11 protein-coding genes and 1 tRNA gene are annotated in these 13555 nt (G+C 70.6%); 3 read left to right on the top strand and 9 right to left on the bottom strand.

Translation table 11 applies throughout. From position 1 onward, the window contains the following. Positions 1-96 precede the first annotated feature (96 nt). Positions 97-1524, top strand: coding sequence for a DUF1254 domain-containing protein (locus GWK16_RS22935; RefSeq protein ID WP_170056308.1), 1428 nt, complete (start codon positions 97-99; stop codon positions 1522-1524). Positions 1525-1575: 51 nt separating this feature from the next. On the opposite strand, the gene nhaA is transcribed toward GWK16_RS22935, so the two are convergent. The 7 genes from nhaA to GWK16_RS22900 form a co-directional block, all read right to left on the bottom strand. Further along, entirely contained in the window at positions 1576-2778 is a 1203-nt protein-coding gene (gene nhaA / locus GWK16_RS22930) for a Na+/H+ antiporter NhaA (protein WP_170056307.1), read from the bottom strand. 551 nt (positions 2779-3329) lie between these two features. Beyond that, a tRNA-Lys gene (locus tag GWK16_RS22925) sits at positions 3330-3405 on the bottom strand. A gap of 90 nt (positions 3406-3495) precedes the next feature. Continuing rightward, positions 3496-4641 carry a rod shape-determining protein RodA gene (rodA, locus tag GWK16_RS22920; RefSeq protein ID WP_170056306.1) on the bottom strand — a complete coding sequence of 382 codons (1146 nt, stop codon included), beginning with the start codon at positions 4639-4641 and terminating at the stop codon, positions 3496-3498. Beyond that, the gene (gene mrdA / locus GWK16_RS22915) at positions 4638-6539 is read right to left on the bottom strand and encodes a penicillin-binding protein 2 (RefSeq protein WP_170056305.1); all 1902 of its coding nucleotides are present in this window, start codon (positions 6537-6539) and stop codon (positions 4638-4640) included. The genes rodA and mrdA overlap by 4 nt, the downstream gene beginning before the upstream one ends. Then, positions 6536-7093: a rod shape-determining protein MreD gene (locus GWK16_RS22910; RefSeq protein WP_170056304.1), complete on the bottom strand. Its 558-nt coding sequence runs from the start codon at positions 7091-7093 to the stop codon at positions 6536-6538. Before GWK16_RS22910 ends, mrdA begins: the two co-directional genes overlap by 4 nt. 12 nt (positions 7094-7105) lie before the next feature. Further along, complete coding sequence (gene mreC, locus GWK16_RS22905) at positions 7106-7972, bottom strand: rod shape-determining protein MreC (protein WP_170056303.1); 867 nt, start codon at positions 7970-7972, stop codon at positions 7106-7108. A gap of 63 nt (positions 7973-8035) precedes the next feature. Then, entirely contained in the window at positions 8036-9079 is a 1044-nt protein-coding gene (locus GWK16_RS22900) for a rod shape-determining protein (protein WP_170056302.1), read from the bottom strand. Between the two features lie 200 nt (positions 9080-9279). On the opposite strand from GWK16_RS22900, the gene GWK16_RS22895 reads away from it, so the two are divergent. After that, positions 9280-9507: a YMGG-like glycine zipper-containing protein gene (locus tag GWK16_RS22895; protein ID WP_168040011.1), complete on the top strand. Its 228-nt coding sequence runs from the start codon at positions 9280-9282 to the stop codon at positions 9505-9507. Between the two features lie 170 nt (positions 9508-9677). Here GWK16_RS22895 and GWK16_RS22890 read toward each other — a convergent pair whose 3' ends face one another. After that, complete coding sequence (locus tag GWK16_RS22890) at positions 9678-11258, bottom strand: 2-isopropylmalate synthase (RefSeq protein WP_170056301.1); 1581 nt, start codon at positions 11256-11258, stop codon at positions 9678-9680. 306 nt (positions 11259-11564) lie between these two features. Here GWK16_RS22890 and GWK16_RS22885 point away from each other — a divergent pair, with 306 nt between their 5' ends. Then, positions 11565-12533: a Bug family tripartite tricarboxylate transporter substrate binding protein gene (locus GWK16_RS22885; protein ID WP_170056300.1), complete on the top strand. Its 969-nt coding sequence runs from the start codon at positions 11565-11567 to the stop codon at positions 12531-12533. A 35-nt stretch (positions 12534-12568) separates the two neighbouring features. Here the strand turns inward: GWK16_RS22885 and GWK16_RS22880 are convergent, their stop codons facing one another. Further along, positions 12569-13555, bottom strand: coding sequence for a Bug family tripartite tricarboxylate transporter substrate binding protein (locus tag GWK16_RS22880; protein WP_170056299.1), 987 nt, complete (start codon positions 13553-13555; stop codon positions 12569-12571).

Genomic DNA, 13555 nt, shown 5'->3' with positions numbered 1-13555 from the left:
CCGCCATTTCCGGATGCGAAATCGTCTCGCGGGCCGCCGGTCGCGGCCCTAGGCTTCGCACACCCATCATCGCGGCCCGGCCGCAAGGAATCTCGCATGAACGTCACACGTCGCACCGCCACCCTCGGCGGCCTCGGGTTGCTTGCCGGCGCCGCGGTGCCGCCCACCGGAGCGCTCGCCGAAGGCCTCCGCCTGTTCGAAGGCGTCGAGGACTTCTGGATCGCGACGGACGCCTACATCTTCGGCTACCCGCTCGTGACGATGGAGATGACGCGGCGCGTCATGACCAATGTCGCCACGGCCGGTGGTCTACACGCGCCGATGGGCCAGATCATCAAGGCGCGGTCCTATCCGGATGCGACCTTCCGCGACGTGACGGCGCCCAATGCCGACACGCTCTACACGACGACGTGGCTCGATGTCGGCAACGAGCCCTGGATCGTCAGCCTTCCCGATATGAAGGGCCGTTACGCGCTGTTCCCGATGCTCGATGGCTGGACGACGGTGTTCCAGGTGCCCGGCAAGCGCACCACGGGCACCGGCGCGCAGACCTATGCCATCACCGGTCCCGGCTGGACCGGCACGCTGCCGCCCGGCGTCACGGAGTACAAATCCCGCACCAGCATCGTCTGGCTGCTCGGCCGCATCTACTGCACCGGGACGCCGCAGGACTATGCCGAGGTGCATGCGCTGCAGGACCAGATCTCGGTAGTGCCGCTGAGCTCCTACGGCCGTCCCTACACGCCGCCCGCAGCCACGGTGGATACCTCGGTCGACATGCGCACCGCGGTGCGCGACCAGGTGAACGCCATGTCGGCCGTCCAGTATTTCACGCTGCTGGCCCAGCTGATGAAGCGAAATCCGCCGGTGTCCGCAGACGCGCCGGCGCTGGCCCGCTTCGCCCGCATCGGGCTCGTGCCCGGCCAGGACTTCGATGCCTCCAGGCTGCGCGCCGACTTCGCCAGCCGCATCCCGCAGGTCGGCTTCGACCGCATCATGCTGCAGTTCAAGATCAATCCGGCCGTCAAGGACATCAACGGCTGGGCCTACACGACGCGCACCGGCATCTACGGCACGGACTACCTGATGCGCGCGCTGATCACCGCCATCGGGCTCGGTGCGAACCGGCCGCAGGATGCGATCTATCCGACCTCGCTGAAGGACGCGAACGGGGACGAGTATTCCGGCGCCAACCGCTACGTGGTCCGCTTCCCGCCCGGACAGCTGCCGCCGGCGGAGGGCTTCTGGTCCATCACGATGTACGATGCGAACTACTTCTTCGTCGCCAACCCGCTCAACCGGTACTCGATCAGCGCGCGGCAGGATCTCAAGCGCAACGCGGACGGATCGGTGGACATCCTCATCCAGAACGCGTCGCCCGGCGCGGATCGGGAGGCGAACTGGCTGCCCGCACCCTCGGGCAAGTTCATCCTGATGATGCGGCTCTACTGGCCGCGGGAAGCCGACCCGTCGATCCTCGACGGGTCCTGGGTCATCCCCGCGGTGCAGAAGGCGGCCGGCTGAACCACCGCCGGGCGGGCCCGCCAGGGCCCGCCCGGAACGACGGGGCGCCGGTCAGTCCCGGCGCACCTCGGTGGGCGGCGGCGCCAGCCGCAGCACGGCGTAGCCGAGCAGCCCCGCCAGAAGCGATCCGCCGAGGATGCCGATCTTCATCCTCTCCTGCAGGTCGGGCGCGCCTTCGAAGGCGAGCAAGCCGATGAACAGGCTCATCGTGAAGCCGATGCCGCAGAGCAGCGCAACGCCGAACAGGTGCGTCCAGGTGGCGCGGAACGGCAACACGGCGAGGCCGAGGCGGATCGCGATCGCCGCGGCCCCCAGGACACCGGCCAGCTTGCCCACCAGCAGCCCGACCGCGACGCCTAGGGTCAGCGGTTCGCTCAGCGCCTGCCACCCGATGCCGGCGAGCGACACCCCGGCATTCGCGAAGCCGAAGACCGGCACCACCAGGAAGGCGACGGGCCTGTGCAGCGCGTGCTCGAGCTGGTGCAGCAGCGACTGCGACAGATCGTCCGGCCGGCCGGGCGCGGGCCGCAGAGGGATCGCGAGCGCCAGCAACACGCCCGCGATCGTCGCGTGGACGCCCGATCGCAGGACGAAGAACCACAGCACCAGGCCCACCAGCAGGAAGGGCCAGAGTGCCGGCACCCGCAACCGGTTCATGACGATGATCACGCCGAAAGTCCCGGCCGCGAGGACCAGGTAGGTCAGCGAGATCTCACCCGTGTAGAACAGGGCGATGACGACGACGGCGCCAAGGTCGTCGAGGATCGCGAGGGCGGCCAGGAACACCTTGAGCGCCGCCGGCACGCGCGGGCCGAGCAGCGACAGCACGCCGAGCGCGAAGGCGATGTCGGTCGCGGTCGGGATCGCCCAGCCGCGCAGCGTGTCCGCCGAACCGGCGTTGAACCCGACGAAGATGAGCGCTGGCACCAGCATGCCGCCGGCGGCCGCGAAGCCCGGCAGCGCGCGGTTGGACCAGGAGGCGAGCTGGCCATCCAGGACCTCGCGCTTGATCTCGAGCCCGACGAGCAGGAAGAACACCGCCATCAGCCCGTCATTGATCCAGTGGGCCACATTCATCGGCCCGAGATAGGTGCCGAGGACCCCGCGATAGGTGGCCGCGAGCGGCGAATTGGCGATGATCAGGGCCAGCGCGGCCGCCCCCATGAGCAGCAAGCCGCCAGCGGCCCCGCTTTCGAGGAATCCCCGCAGCAGCGATACCGGCCGCCGCGCCATGGCCCCCAACCGGTCAACCATGCGCAAGCCCCTCGGCGACAGGGGCCGGACCACGGCACATGGGATGGAGGACAGGTCGGATCATCGGCATGGTCGCAGGTTCTCCGTGCTGGCGGCCCGACCAACACAAGACCTGCCCGGCGACATCACCCGACACCCGCAACCTGTCTCCCACGTCGCAGGTCCAAGGGCAATGTGCCGCGGGACCGTCGGGGACGACCGACGACCCGGGGGCGTATCCATGCTACAGGAAACCCATGGAGCAAGGCGCGGGCCGGGACCGTGGACCCGGCCGCGAGGCCGAGGCCCGACGACGACCCCTCCCCGGTCGCCTCCTCGACGATCGCCTTCTCGACGCGCTCCCTGCCCGTCCATCGCCAAGCGGGGGGCCTGACGCGCCGGCGCCTCACCGGGCGACGGTGGCCCTGTCAGCGGCAGCGGCTTCGGCCTCGCCGATTTCCCGGATTGGGCGCGCGGCATGCGCCGGGTGCCTGACGCTCGCGCCGGATCCGCGCCCCTGCGGGGCGGCAGATGGGTACTTGCGGCTGATTGTCGGGAACCGGCGGAAAGAGTGGTGGGCGCACAAGGATTCGAACCTTGGACCCGCTGATTAAGAGTCAGCTGCTCTACCAACTGAGCTATGCGCCCGCCGGGAACCGGTGCCAGCACCGGTGCCGAGGACGCGCTTCTTAACGTCCGCCCCGGCTTTGTCCAGCCCCTTTCAGCACCCTCGGAGGATCATTCCCGCATGGGTCCCATCTCGGCGTCGCGATGGACGTAGGCCGACAACAACAGCCCGAAGCCGACCATCACGGTCAGCATCGCCGAGCCGCCATGGCTGATCAGCGGCAACGGCACGCCGCCCACCGGGATCGACCCGGTCACCATCGCCACGTTCACGAAGATGTAGAGGAAGTAGTTCGTCCCCAGCCCGATCGCGACCAGCCGGCCGAACTGGTGCTTGCTGCGGAAGGCAACGACGTAACAGAAGGCCACCACCAGCATCAGCATCCCGAGGGTCGTCAGGGCGCCGACCAGGCCGAACTCCTCGGCGATCATGGTGAAGATGAAGTCGGTCTGCTTCTCGGGCAGGAAGTTGAGGTGGCCCTGGGTGCCCTGCAGGAACCCCTTCCCCCACAGCCCGCCCGACCCCAGCGCGATCTTGGACTGGATGATGTTGTACCCGGCGCCGAGCGGGTCGCTCTCGGGGTCCAGGAAGGTCGTGATCCGCGCGCGCTGGTAGTCGTGCAGGCGTTCATAGGCGATCGGCGCCGCCACCGCGCCGGCCGCGCCGACGAGGGCGAACTTCCACCACCGCACGCCCGCCGCCCAGAACACCGCCGCGCCGACCATGCCCGTGATCAGCGCCGTGCCGAGGTTCGGCTGCTTGAGGATCAGCCCCACCGGCAGCAACACGGCGATCGCCGCCGGAACGAGGAACAACGGGTTGCCGATCCGCTCCCACGACGCCCGATGGAACCAGGCCGCCAGCGCCACGACGAGCATGATCTTCATCAGCTCGGAGGGCTGCAGCTGCACCGGGCCGATGTCGATCCAGCGCTGCGCGCCCTTGCCCACGTTGCCGTGCATGAGCACCAGCACCAGCAGCACGATGCCGCCCAGGTAGCCCAGCGAGGCGAAGCGGGCGATCAGCCGGATGTCGACCAGCGCCAGGCCGAGCATCACGACGACGCCGAAGCCGAAGCGGATCGCATGCTTCTGCGCATAGAGGTCCGCGTTGCCGCTGCCGGCCGACAGCAGCGCGACATAGCCGATCGCCGCCACGCCGCCGAGCAGCAGCACGAAGGACCACGGGATCTGCCACAACTTCTCCAGGATCCCGGCCCCGCGGTCGCGGGTCAGCAGACGGCGTTCGAAGATCATCGCCCGGCCTCCGCCACGCGCTGCCCGGGCCGTTGGGACCCGAGCCGCTGGAAGGCCTCGACCATGATGTCGCGCGCCAGAGGCGCCGCGGCCCCCGATCCGCTCGACCCGTGTTCGACGATCACCGACAGCGCATAGAGGGGGTTGTCGTGCGGCGCGTAGCAGACGAACAGCGCGTGCGGCCGCCATTCCCGCGGCACCTGGGAGACGTTGAAGCCCCGTTCGCGCTGTTCGCGCGTCACGCGGCGGACCTGGGTGGTGCCGGTCTTGCCCGCCATCTGCCCGTACTGTCCCGGCAGGCGGGCGACGCCGGCAGTGCCGCCCCCATTGACCACGCCCCACATCGCCTCGCGGATCAGGCGGATGTCGGCATCCGCGATGCCGAGGCTCGGCCAATCCTCCGGTCGGGCGCCGCGCACCGGCCGCCCGCCGATCGCCCGGGTCAGGTGCGGCTGCACCGCGCGGCCGGTGGCCAGCCGCGCCGTCATCACCGCCAGCGCCAGCGGCGTGATCTGGTAGAAGCCCTGCCCGATCCCGTGGACGATGGTATCGCCGATCGACCAGGGCTTGCCCTGGGCCTGGCGCCAGCCGCGCGTCGGCACCAGCCCGCGCCGCGTGCCCGGCAGTTCGATCTCGAGATCCACACCCAGGCCGAAACGGTTGGCCATGGCAGCGATGCGGTCCATGCCGACGCGGCGCGCCATTTCGTAGAAGTAGACGTCGCAGGACGCCATGATGGCGCTGCGCAGGTTCATCCCGCCATGGCCGCTGCGCAGGTGGCAATGGAAGCGGGTGTCGCCGTAGTCCAGATGCCCCGGGCAGCTCACGATGTCGCCCGGCCGGCAGACCTTTGCTTCCAGCGCGGCGAGGCCCACGATCATCTTGAAGGTCGACCCCGGCGCGTAGAGCCCGTTGGTCGCCTTGTTGATCAGGGGCGTCGAGCGGCTCGCGGTCCATTGCCGCCACTGGGCCGCCGAGACGCCCGCATTGAAGATGTTGGGGTCGAAGGAAGGCTTGGTCGCCATGGCCAGCACTTCCCCGTTCCGCGCATCCAGCAGCACGGCCGAGGTGCCTTCCTCGATCTTGGCGCGGATCGCCTTCTGCAGCTCGGAATCGACGCTGATCTGCACGTCCTGGCCGGGAATGCCCTCGCGGCGGTCGAGCTCGCGGATGACCCGGCCGACGGCGTTGACCTCAACCTGCACGGCACCCGCCCGCCCCCGCAGGACCCGGTCGTGGTGGCGCTCCACCCCCGCGCGGCCGACGCGGATGCCGGGCAGCTGCAGCAGCGGGTCCTCCCCGGCATCCGCCTCGGCCGGCGCCGCGACATAGCCCACGACATGGGCCAGGTGCTCGGTCTCGGGGTAGATGCGGGTCGTGCCCATGTCGACCGTGACGCCCGGCAGGTCGGGGGCGTTCACCTCGATCCGCGCCATGTCCTCCCAGGAGAGGAACTCGCGGATGATCACCGGCACGAAGCGCCGGTTGCGGCGGACCTCACGCTCGATGCGCGCCTTCTCGTGGTCGGCCAGCGGCACGATGGAGGAGAAGGTCTGCAGGGTGGCCGCGACGTCGGCGGTCTGCTCGGCCACCAGCAGGGCCCGCCAGTTCAGCCGGTTGCCGGCGACGACCCGCCCGTTCCGATCGAGGACACGGCCGCGCGGCGGGGCGAACAGCCGGGCGCTGACGCGGTTCTCCTCGGCGAGGGTCGCGTAGCGCGCGCCCTCCTCGATCTGGAGCCGGTACAGACGGCTGCCGAGGAAGCCGAAGGCGCCGAGCTGGATCGCCCCCAACACGGCGGCGCGGCGGGTGAAGATGCCGCGGCGGCGCTCTTCCTCCTTCCGCACGCCGCGCTGGCCGCCCAGCGCACCTTGGCCGCCCCAGGGACGCCAGCTCATGGCGTGTTCTCCGCGATGCGCATCGCCTCGTGGATGCGGGTCAGCACCAGGGCGATCAGCGGGTAGAGCCCGGCCGCCAGAAGGGCCCCGTGCATCGCCGGGGCAATGGGCGGCAGGCTGAGCGCCAGCAGCGCCTGCAGCGCCCAGTAGAGCACCGCGCCGCCCGCCGCCGCTGCGCAGAAGGCGAGCCAGACCGCGAGGAAGGATTGCCGCGCGAGGAATCGCCGCAGCCGCAGCGCCACGCCATGCAAGGCCAGCAGCACCAGCACCCCGGCGCCGAGCGGCGCCATGGTCAGCAGATCCAGCAGCAGGCCGAGCGCGAAGGTCACCGGCGGGGACATGGCGGCGGGCCGGAACACGGTCCAGAACGCCACGCAGGGAAGGGCGGCCGCCAGCACGGGTGAAGGCAGGCTGACCGGCGCCGCCGCCAGCACCATCAGCACCGCCGTCGACACGCCCGGAAAGGCGAGCCGCGCAAAGGCGTCGATCCGGCGCAGCAGCCCCGGGGCCGGCGCCGGCCGACCCTCAGGCCGACGAAAGGGGGGACTGGCCATCGCCTGCACCCGTCAGCGACGGCCCTGACGCGGTTCCGGCCGGGCGACGGCCTCGGGCGGCAGGATCCCGCGCAGCCCGTAGTCAAAGAGGCGGACGGCATCGAGCCGATCCAGCCGGGCGAAGAGTTCGACCTCGGGTGCCCCGTGATCCGACAGGCGCACCACGCCGACCGGCAGGCCGGCGGGGAAGGCGCCGGCCTCGGCGCTGGTCACCACGCGCTCGCCATCCACCGGCATCACGCCTTCCGGCCATTGGGACAGGCGCGGCCGGGCGGCGTTGCTGCCGACCATCAGCGCGCGGGCCCGGCTCGATTCCAGGGTGACGGGGATGCGGCTGTTCATGTCGGTCGCCAGCAGCACGCGGGCCGAGCGGCTGCCGACCTCGGTGACCCGGCCCACGAAGCCCCGATCGTCCAGCGCGACCTGGCCCTTGCGGATGGCATGCTGCGGTCCGGTGGCGAGCAGCACGGCCCGCGCATAGGTCCCGCCGCCGTCGGCCACGACCCGCGCGGTCACGAAGGCAGGCGCCGCCTCCGGCAGGAAGTTCAACTGCCGGCGCAGCATCTCGTTCTCGGATTCGAGAGCCAGGGCCGCCGAATGCCAGCGGCGGAGCCGGTCATTCTCCTCGCGCAGCGCGGCGTTCTCCTCGCGCAGCTGCGCCAGCGCCTGGACTTCCTCGACGGCGGCGCGCACCGCGCTCATCGGCTCGGCCAGCGCGGCATAGATCGGGGACAGGGCGTCGGCCAGGTGGCTGCGCAGCCGTTCGGCGAGCAGGGCATCGGCCTTGCCGAGCAGCATCACGCCGAACGCAGCCGCGATCATCAGCGGCAGCGACAGCCGCGCCAGCGCCTGACGGAGCGGAATGCTCAGCCGGATCACGCGCCCAAGGTCCCCCTGCGAGCCCTGTTACCCGGACGGCGCAGTCCGCCGACCGGGGCAGAATCAATACATCGAACTCAGGACATGGCGAAGCCGCTTGATGTCCTCGAGCGCCCGGCCGGTGCCGAGGGCGACGCAGGACAGGGCATCCTCTGCCACCACGACGGGCAGTCCGGTCGCATCCCGCAGCACCTGGTCCAGCCGGTTGAGCAGTGCCCCGCCGCCGGTCAGCACGATGCCCTTGTCCACGATGTCCGCGGCGAGTTCGGGCGGCGTGTTCTCGAGGGCGACCTTCACCGCCTCCACGATCTGGGAGACCGGCTCATAGAGGGATTCCGCGACCTGACGCTGGCTGACCACGACCTCCCGCGGCACGCCGTTCATCAGGTCCCGGCCCTTCACCTCGGCGAGCGGGCCTTCCTCGCCATCCTCCGGCGAGGCGGCGGCGCCGATCTCGAGCTTGATGCGCTCGGCCGTGGATTCACCGATCAGCAGGTTAAACTGACGGCGGATGTAGGAAATGATCGCCTCGTCCAGCTTGTCGCCGCCGACGCGGACCGACCGCGCATAGACGATGCCGCCGAGGGAGATCACCGCCACCTCGGTCGTGCCGCCACCGATATCGACGATCATCGACCCGGAGGGCTCGGTCACCGGCAGGCCGGCGCCGATCGCGGCGGCCATCGGCTCCTCGATCAGCAGCACGCGGCGGGCGCCGGCGGATTCGGCGCTTTCCTGGATCGCGCGGCGCTCGACGGCGGTGGAGCCGGAGGGCACGCAGACGATGATCATGGGGGAGGCGAAGGACCGCCGGTTGTGCACCTTGCGGATGAAGTGCTTGATCATCTCCTCCGCGACCTCGAAGTCGGCGATGACGCCGTCGCGGAGGGGGCGGATGGCGGCGATGTTGCCCGGGGTGCGGCCCAGCATCAGCTTGGCCTCCTCGCCCACCGCCAACACCTGCTTGCGCCCGCGCAGGTCGGAGATGGCGACGACGCTCGGTTCGTTCAGGACGATCCCGCGGCCCTTCACGTAGACCAGGGTGTTCGCGGTGCCGAGATCGATGGCCATGTCGGCGGACAGGAAGCCGAACAGGCGAGAGAACATGCGTACCGGACCTTCCGACGGGGGCCGCGCAGCCCGCGCCGGGGCCAGGGCCGCCGTGGCGCGTGATGGGGCGAGAGAGGACGGGGGCGTTTACCCCCCCGGGCGAGGACTCTCAAGCCGGTTTCCTGATGCGCCGAATGCATGAAACCAGGAGCGGGGTGCCTGCGTTCTCCGGGCAGAAGCCTCATGGGAGATCGGTAATGAAACGGATGACCCTCGCGATCCTCGCCTCTGCCGGCCTGGCCCTGGCGGCCTGCGGCAATACGCCGGGCGAACGCGCCCTGACGGGCGGCCTTCTGGGCGCGGGCGGCGGCGCGGCGATCGGCTCCCTGTCGGGCAATGCCGGTGCCGGTGCGCTGATCGGTGGCGCCGTGGGCGCCGTGGGTGGCGCGGTCACCGCCCCGCAGAACCAGGGCTATTATCGCTGACCCCGATCCCGCGGGGCGATTCCGTCACGGGTAGGGCGGGACGGGCTCCCTTCGCCCGTCCCTAGCCCGCCCGGATGGCGCAGCCCGGTGCCGTCATCGGGCCAGGCGGATAGTTCAGCCGCCCGGTACGCAAGGGAGGGCCGCCGGCAGGATGCGGCGGCCCAGGCCGGTCATGCCCGCAGGACAGCCGGCGGCTCGGTCCGCTCGCGCTTCACCAGCAGCTTGTTCAGCGCGTGCACATAGGCGCGGGCGGAGGCGACGATGGTGTCCGTGTCCGCCCCCTGCCCGTCCACGAGCTTGCCCCCTTCCTCGAGCCGCACGGTCACGCGCGCCTGGGCGTCGGTGCCGCCGGTGACCGACTGCACGGCATAGAGCTTCAGGTTCACATCGTGCGGGAAGGCGTTGCGCAGCGCGTTGAAGGTCGCGTCCACCGCGCCGTCGCCGGCGGCCACGCCGTCATGCGCAACGCCGTCGACCTCGAGCGTGATGGAGGCGGTCGGCTTCGTCGCCATGCCCGTCGCGACCGTCAGCGCCGTCAGCTTGATGCGGTCATTGCCGCGGACGATCTCGTCATCGACCAGCGCGGCGATGTCCTCGTCGTAGACGACCTTCTTGCGGTCCGCGAGGTCCTTGAAGCGGCGGAAGGCATCGTTCAGCTGGTTGTCGCCGATCTCGTAGCCCATGCCCTTCAGCTTGTCGCGGAAGGCGGCACGCCCCGAATGCTTGCCCATGACGAGTGAGGTGTTGGACCAGCCGACGCTCTCGGGCGTCATGATCTCGTAGGTCGACTTGTCCTTCAGCACGCCGTCCTGGTGGATGCCCGATTCATGCGCGAAGGCGTTGCGGCCGACGATCGCCTTGTTGGGCTGTACGTCGAAGCTGGTGATGGTCGCCAGCAGCTTGGACGTCTTCAGGATCCGCTCGGTGACGATGTTGTTCTGCGTCGCGATGGCGTCATGCCGCGTGCGCAGCGCCATCACCACCTCCTCGAGGCTCGCATTGCCCGCGCGCTCGCCGATACCGTTGATGGTCGATTCCACCTGGCGGGCGCCGGCGCGGATCGCCGCCAGCGTGTTCGCGACCGCGAGGCCGAGGTCGTTATGGTTGTGCGTGGACAGGATGACGCGGTCCGCACCGGGGACGCGCTCGCGCACCATGGTGAAGATGCGGTGCATGTCCTCGGGCAGCGCGTAGCCGACCGTGTCGGGGATGTTGATCGTCGTCGCACCCGCCTTGATCGCGGCCTCGACGCAACGGCAGAGGAAGTCCGGATCGGTGCGGGTGCCGTCCTCGGCCGACCATTCGACGTCGTCGGTGTGCTGGCGCGCCAGGGAGACGCTGCTGGTGACCAGGTCCAGCACCTGCTCGGGCTCGAGCCGCAGCTTCACGCGCATGTGGAGCGGGCTGGTCGAGACGAAGGTGTGGATGCGCTTGCGTGCGGCGGGCTTCACCGCCTCGGCGGCGCGCAGGATATCGGCCGGCGCGGTGCGCGACAGGCCGCAGACCACCGGGCCGTCCTTGGCGAAATGCTGCGCGATCGACAGCACGCTCTCGAAGTCGCCGGGGGAAGCGATGGGGAAGCCGGCCTCCATCACGTCGATGCCCAGCTCCCACAGCGCTTCCGCCATGCGCAGCTTCTCCTCGAGGTTCATCGAGAAGCCGGGCGACTGCTCGCCGTCGCGCAGGGTCGTGTCGAAGATGATGATGCGGTCGTCGGCCAGGGTGCCGAAGGAGGGATGGGTGATGGCCATGTCAGGCGTTTCCTGTGTGGCGATGATGTGGATGTGCGCGTTCGGTCCCAGGTTCCCCTGAGCGATGTCCGGCCGAGTTCAGCCGGGCGTCACGCCCAGGGGCGGGTAAGTCGAAGGAGCAGAAGGAGGCCGAGCGGCGCGCGCGCGGAAGCCGGGGCCATCAGCCCCAGGTCCAGCCCAGCCGGGTTTGCGCGCAGGGTCATCGCAGGCGGGAGATTACGGGCGGCACGAACCCGCCGCAAGCGCCGATGTTGCCGCCACCGCCCCGCGCGGGCAGGGTGGCCGCAACGAAAACTGGAGGAAACAATGTTGCGCCGGATCGCCCTCGCGCTCGTCGCGGGGCTCATCGCCTCGCCTGCCCTCGCCCAGGATTGGACCCCGGATCGCCCGGTGCGGATCATCCTGCCCTTTCCGCCGGGCGGGGCGACCGACCTCGTGGCGCGCATCTTCGCCGACCGGATCAGCCGCACCGCGCCGTTTCCCTGGGTGGTGGAGAACCGGTCCGGCGCGAACGGCAACATCGGGATGGAGGCCGCGGCGCGCAGCGCGCCCGACGGCTACACGCTGGGCGCCTGCACCATCGGCAACTGCGCCATCAACCCCGCGATCTACGCGCGCATGCCCTACGACATCGAGCGCGACCTGGTGCCCGTGTTCTGGAGCGGCAGCGTGATGAACGTGGTCGCCGTGAACCCCGCGGTCCCGGCCCGGACGCTGCAGGAATTCGTCGCCTGGGCGCGGGCGAACCCGGGGCGCGTCAACTACGGCTCCTCGGGCTTCGGCTCCTCCAACCACCTGATCCCGGAACTGATGAACGGGCGGCTCGGCACCGGCATGGTGCATGTGCCCTTCCGCGGCGGCGCGCCGGCGCTGCAGGCACTGCTCGCGAACCAGGTCCAGGTCATGATCGAGAACGTGCCGACCAAGATCCAGGCGATCCGAGCCGGCCAGATCCGCGCCATCGCGGTGACCGGGCGAGAGCGCGACCCCGCCCTGCCCGAGGTCCCGACCTTCGCCGAGGCGGGCATCGAGGGCATCGTGGTCGAGCCCTGGTTCGGCTACATGGCGCCGCGCGGCACGCCGGCGAACGTCGTCGCCGGGCTCAACCGCATCCTGAACGAAGCGAATGCCGACCCCGACGTGCAGCGGCGCCTGCGCGACCTCGGCGCACGCCCCGAAGGCGGCTCGCCCGAGCGCTTCGCCGAGCACGTCCGCACCGAGGTGGCACGCTGGCGCGAAGTCGTCGAGCGCAACAACATCGAGAAGCTGAACTGACCGCCCTCACCCGCCGCTGACGCGGGCAGCGCGCATCACTGCGTCTGCCCCGCCCGCGCCAGCTCCTCGATCAGCGGGCGCAACTCCCGTTCCTCCTGCGCCCAGTAGGCGGCGAAGCCGTCGGGGCCCTGGAAGGTGATCGGGATGTTGAGCTGGCGCATCCGCTCCTCGTGCTCGGGCGCCTTGATTGCACGTTCCAGCGCGCCGGCGAGGCGCGCCTGCACATCGGGCGGCATCCCCGCCGGCCCGACGAAGGCGCGCGTCGAGCCCGCGACGATGTCGTAGCCCTGCGACCGCGCCGTGGGCACGCCGGGCAGGAAGGGGCTTTCCTGCGGCGACAGCACCGCGATCGCCCGCATTGCCCCCTGGCGCATCTGCGCGCTCGCCGTGCCGACGGCGAAGATCGCCGCCTCGGTCTGCCCGCCGAGGAGCGCCGTCAGCGCCGGCCCCGCCCCGTTGAAATGGACCTGGTTGAAGGACACGCCCGCCAGCCGCTGCAGCCGGATGGAGGCCAGGTGCTCATGCCCCAGGATGCCGTTGTCCGACATGCGGAAATCGTCCGGCCGCGCCTTCGCCGCCGCGATCATCTCCGCAAGGCTGCGGATGGGGCTTTCGGTCCGCACCACGATCGCCCCCGGATCCGTCACATGCAGGGCGAGCGGCGTGAAACTCTCCCGCGTGAAGCCCGCCTGGCGGCCGGGATCGAGGTAGAGCGTCATGGTCTGCGGCCAGAGGCCGTAGGCGATGGTCAGCCCGTCCGGCCGGGCGCGCGCGACCTGCGCCATGCCGATCTGGCTGCCCGCGCCGGGCCGGTTCTGCACCACGACGGACATGCCCAGTTCGCGTTCGAGCAGCGGTGCCAGCGCGCGGGCCCCGATGTCGTTCCCCCCGCCCGGCGGATAGGGGACGATGAGTTCGACGGTCCGCGCGCCCTGCGCCCGCGCCCCGCCGGCCCAGGCCAGCCCCGGCAAGGCCAGCAGCGCGCGGCGATGGAGGGCAATGGCGGTGCGGCGGTCGGTCAT

This window comes from Neoroseomonas marina (assembly GCF_012927745.1).
GTDB classification, from domain to species: Bacteria; Pseudomonadota; Alphaproteobacteria; order Acetobacterales; family Acetobacteraceae; genus Neoroseomonas; species Neoroseomonas marina.
The sequence above is the reverse complement of the archived record's forward strand: the minus strand, read 5'-3'. Positions and strand labels throughout refer to the sequence as shown.

Excerpts from the sequence above, each read along its gene's own strand:
- GWK16_RS22935 (WP_170056308.1), top strand. The coding sequence starts at position 97 with ATGAACGTCACACGTCGCACCGCCACCCTCGGCGGCCTCGGGTTGCTT.
- nhaA (WP_170056307.1), bottom strand. The coding sequence starts at position 2,778 with ATGGTTGACCGGTTGGGGGCCATGGCGCGGCGGCCGGTATCGCTGCTG.
- rodA (WP_170056306.1), bottom strand. The coding sequence starts at position 4,641 with ATGATCTTCGAACGCCGTCTGCTGACCCGCGACCGCGGGGCCGGGATC.
- mrdA (WP_170056305.1), bottom strand. The coding sequence starts at position 6,539 with ATGAGCTGGCGTCCCTGGGGCGGCCAAGGTGCGCTGGGCGGCCAGCGC.
- GWK16_RS22910 (WP_170056304.1), bottom strand. The coding sequence starts at position 7,093 with ATGGCCAGTCCCCCCTTTCGTCGGCCTGAGGGTCGGCCGGCGCCGGCC.
- GWK16_RS22900 (WP_170056302.1), bottom strand. The coding sequence starts at position 9,079 with ATGTTCTCTCGCCTGTTCGGCTTCCTGTCCGCCGACATGGCCATCGAT.
- GWK16_RS22895 (WP_168040011.1), top strand. The coding sequence starts at position 9,280 with ATGAAACGGATGACCCTCGCGATCCTCGCCTCTGCCGGCCTGGCCCTG.
- GWK16_RS22890 (WP_170056301.1), bottom strand. The coding sequence starts at position 11,258 with ATGGCCATCACCCATCCCTCCTTCGGCACCCTGGCCGACGACCGCATC.
- GWK16_RS22885 (WP_170056300.1), top strand. The coding sequence starts at position 11,565 with ATGTTGCGCCGGATCGCCCTCGCGCTCGTCGCGGGGCTCATCGCCTCG.
- GWK16_RS22880 (WP_170056299.1), bottom strand. The coding sequence starts at position 13,555 with ATGACCGACCGCCGCACCGCCATTGCCCTCCATCGCCGCGCGCTGCTG.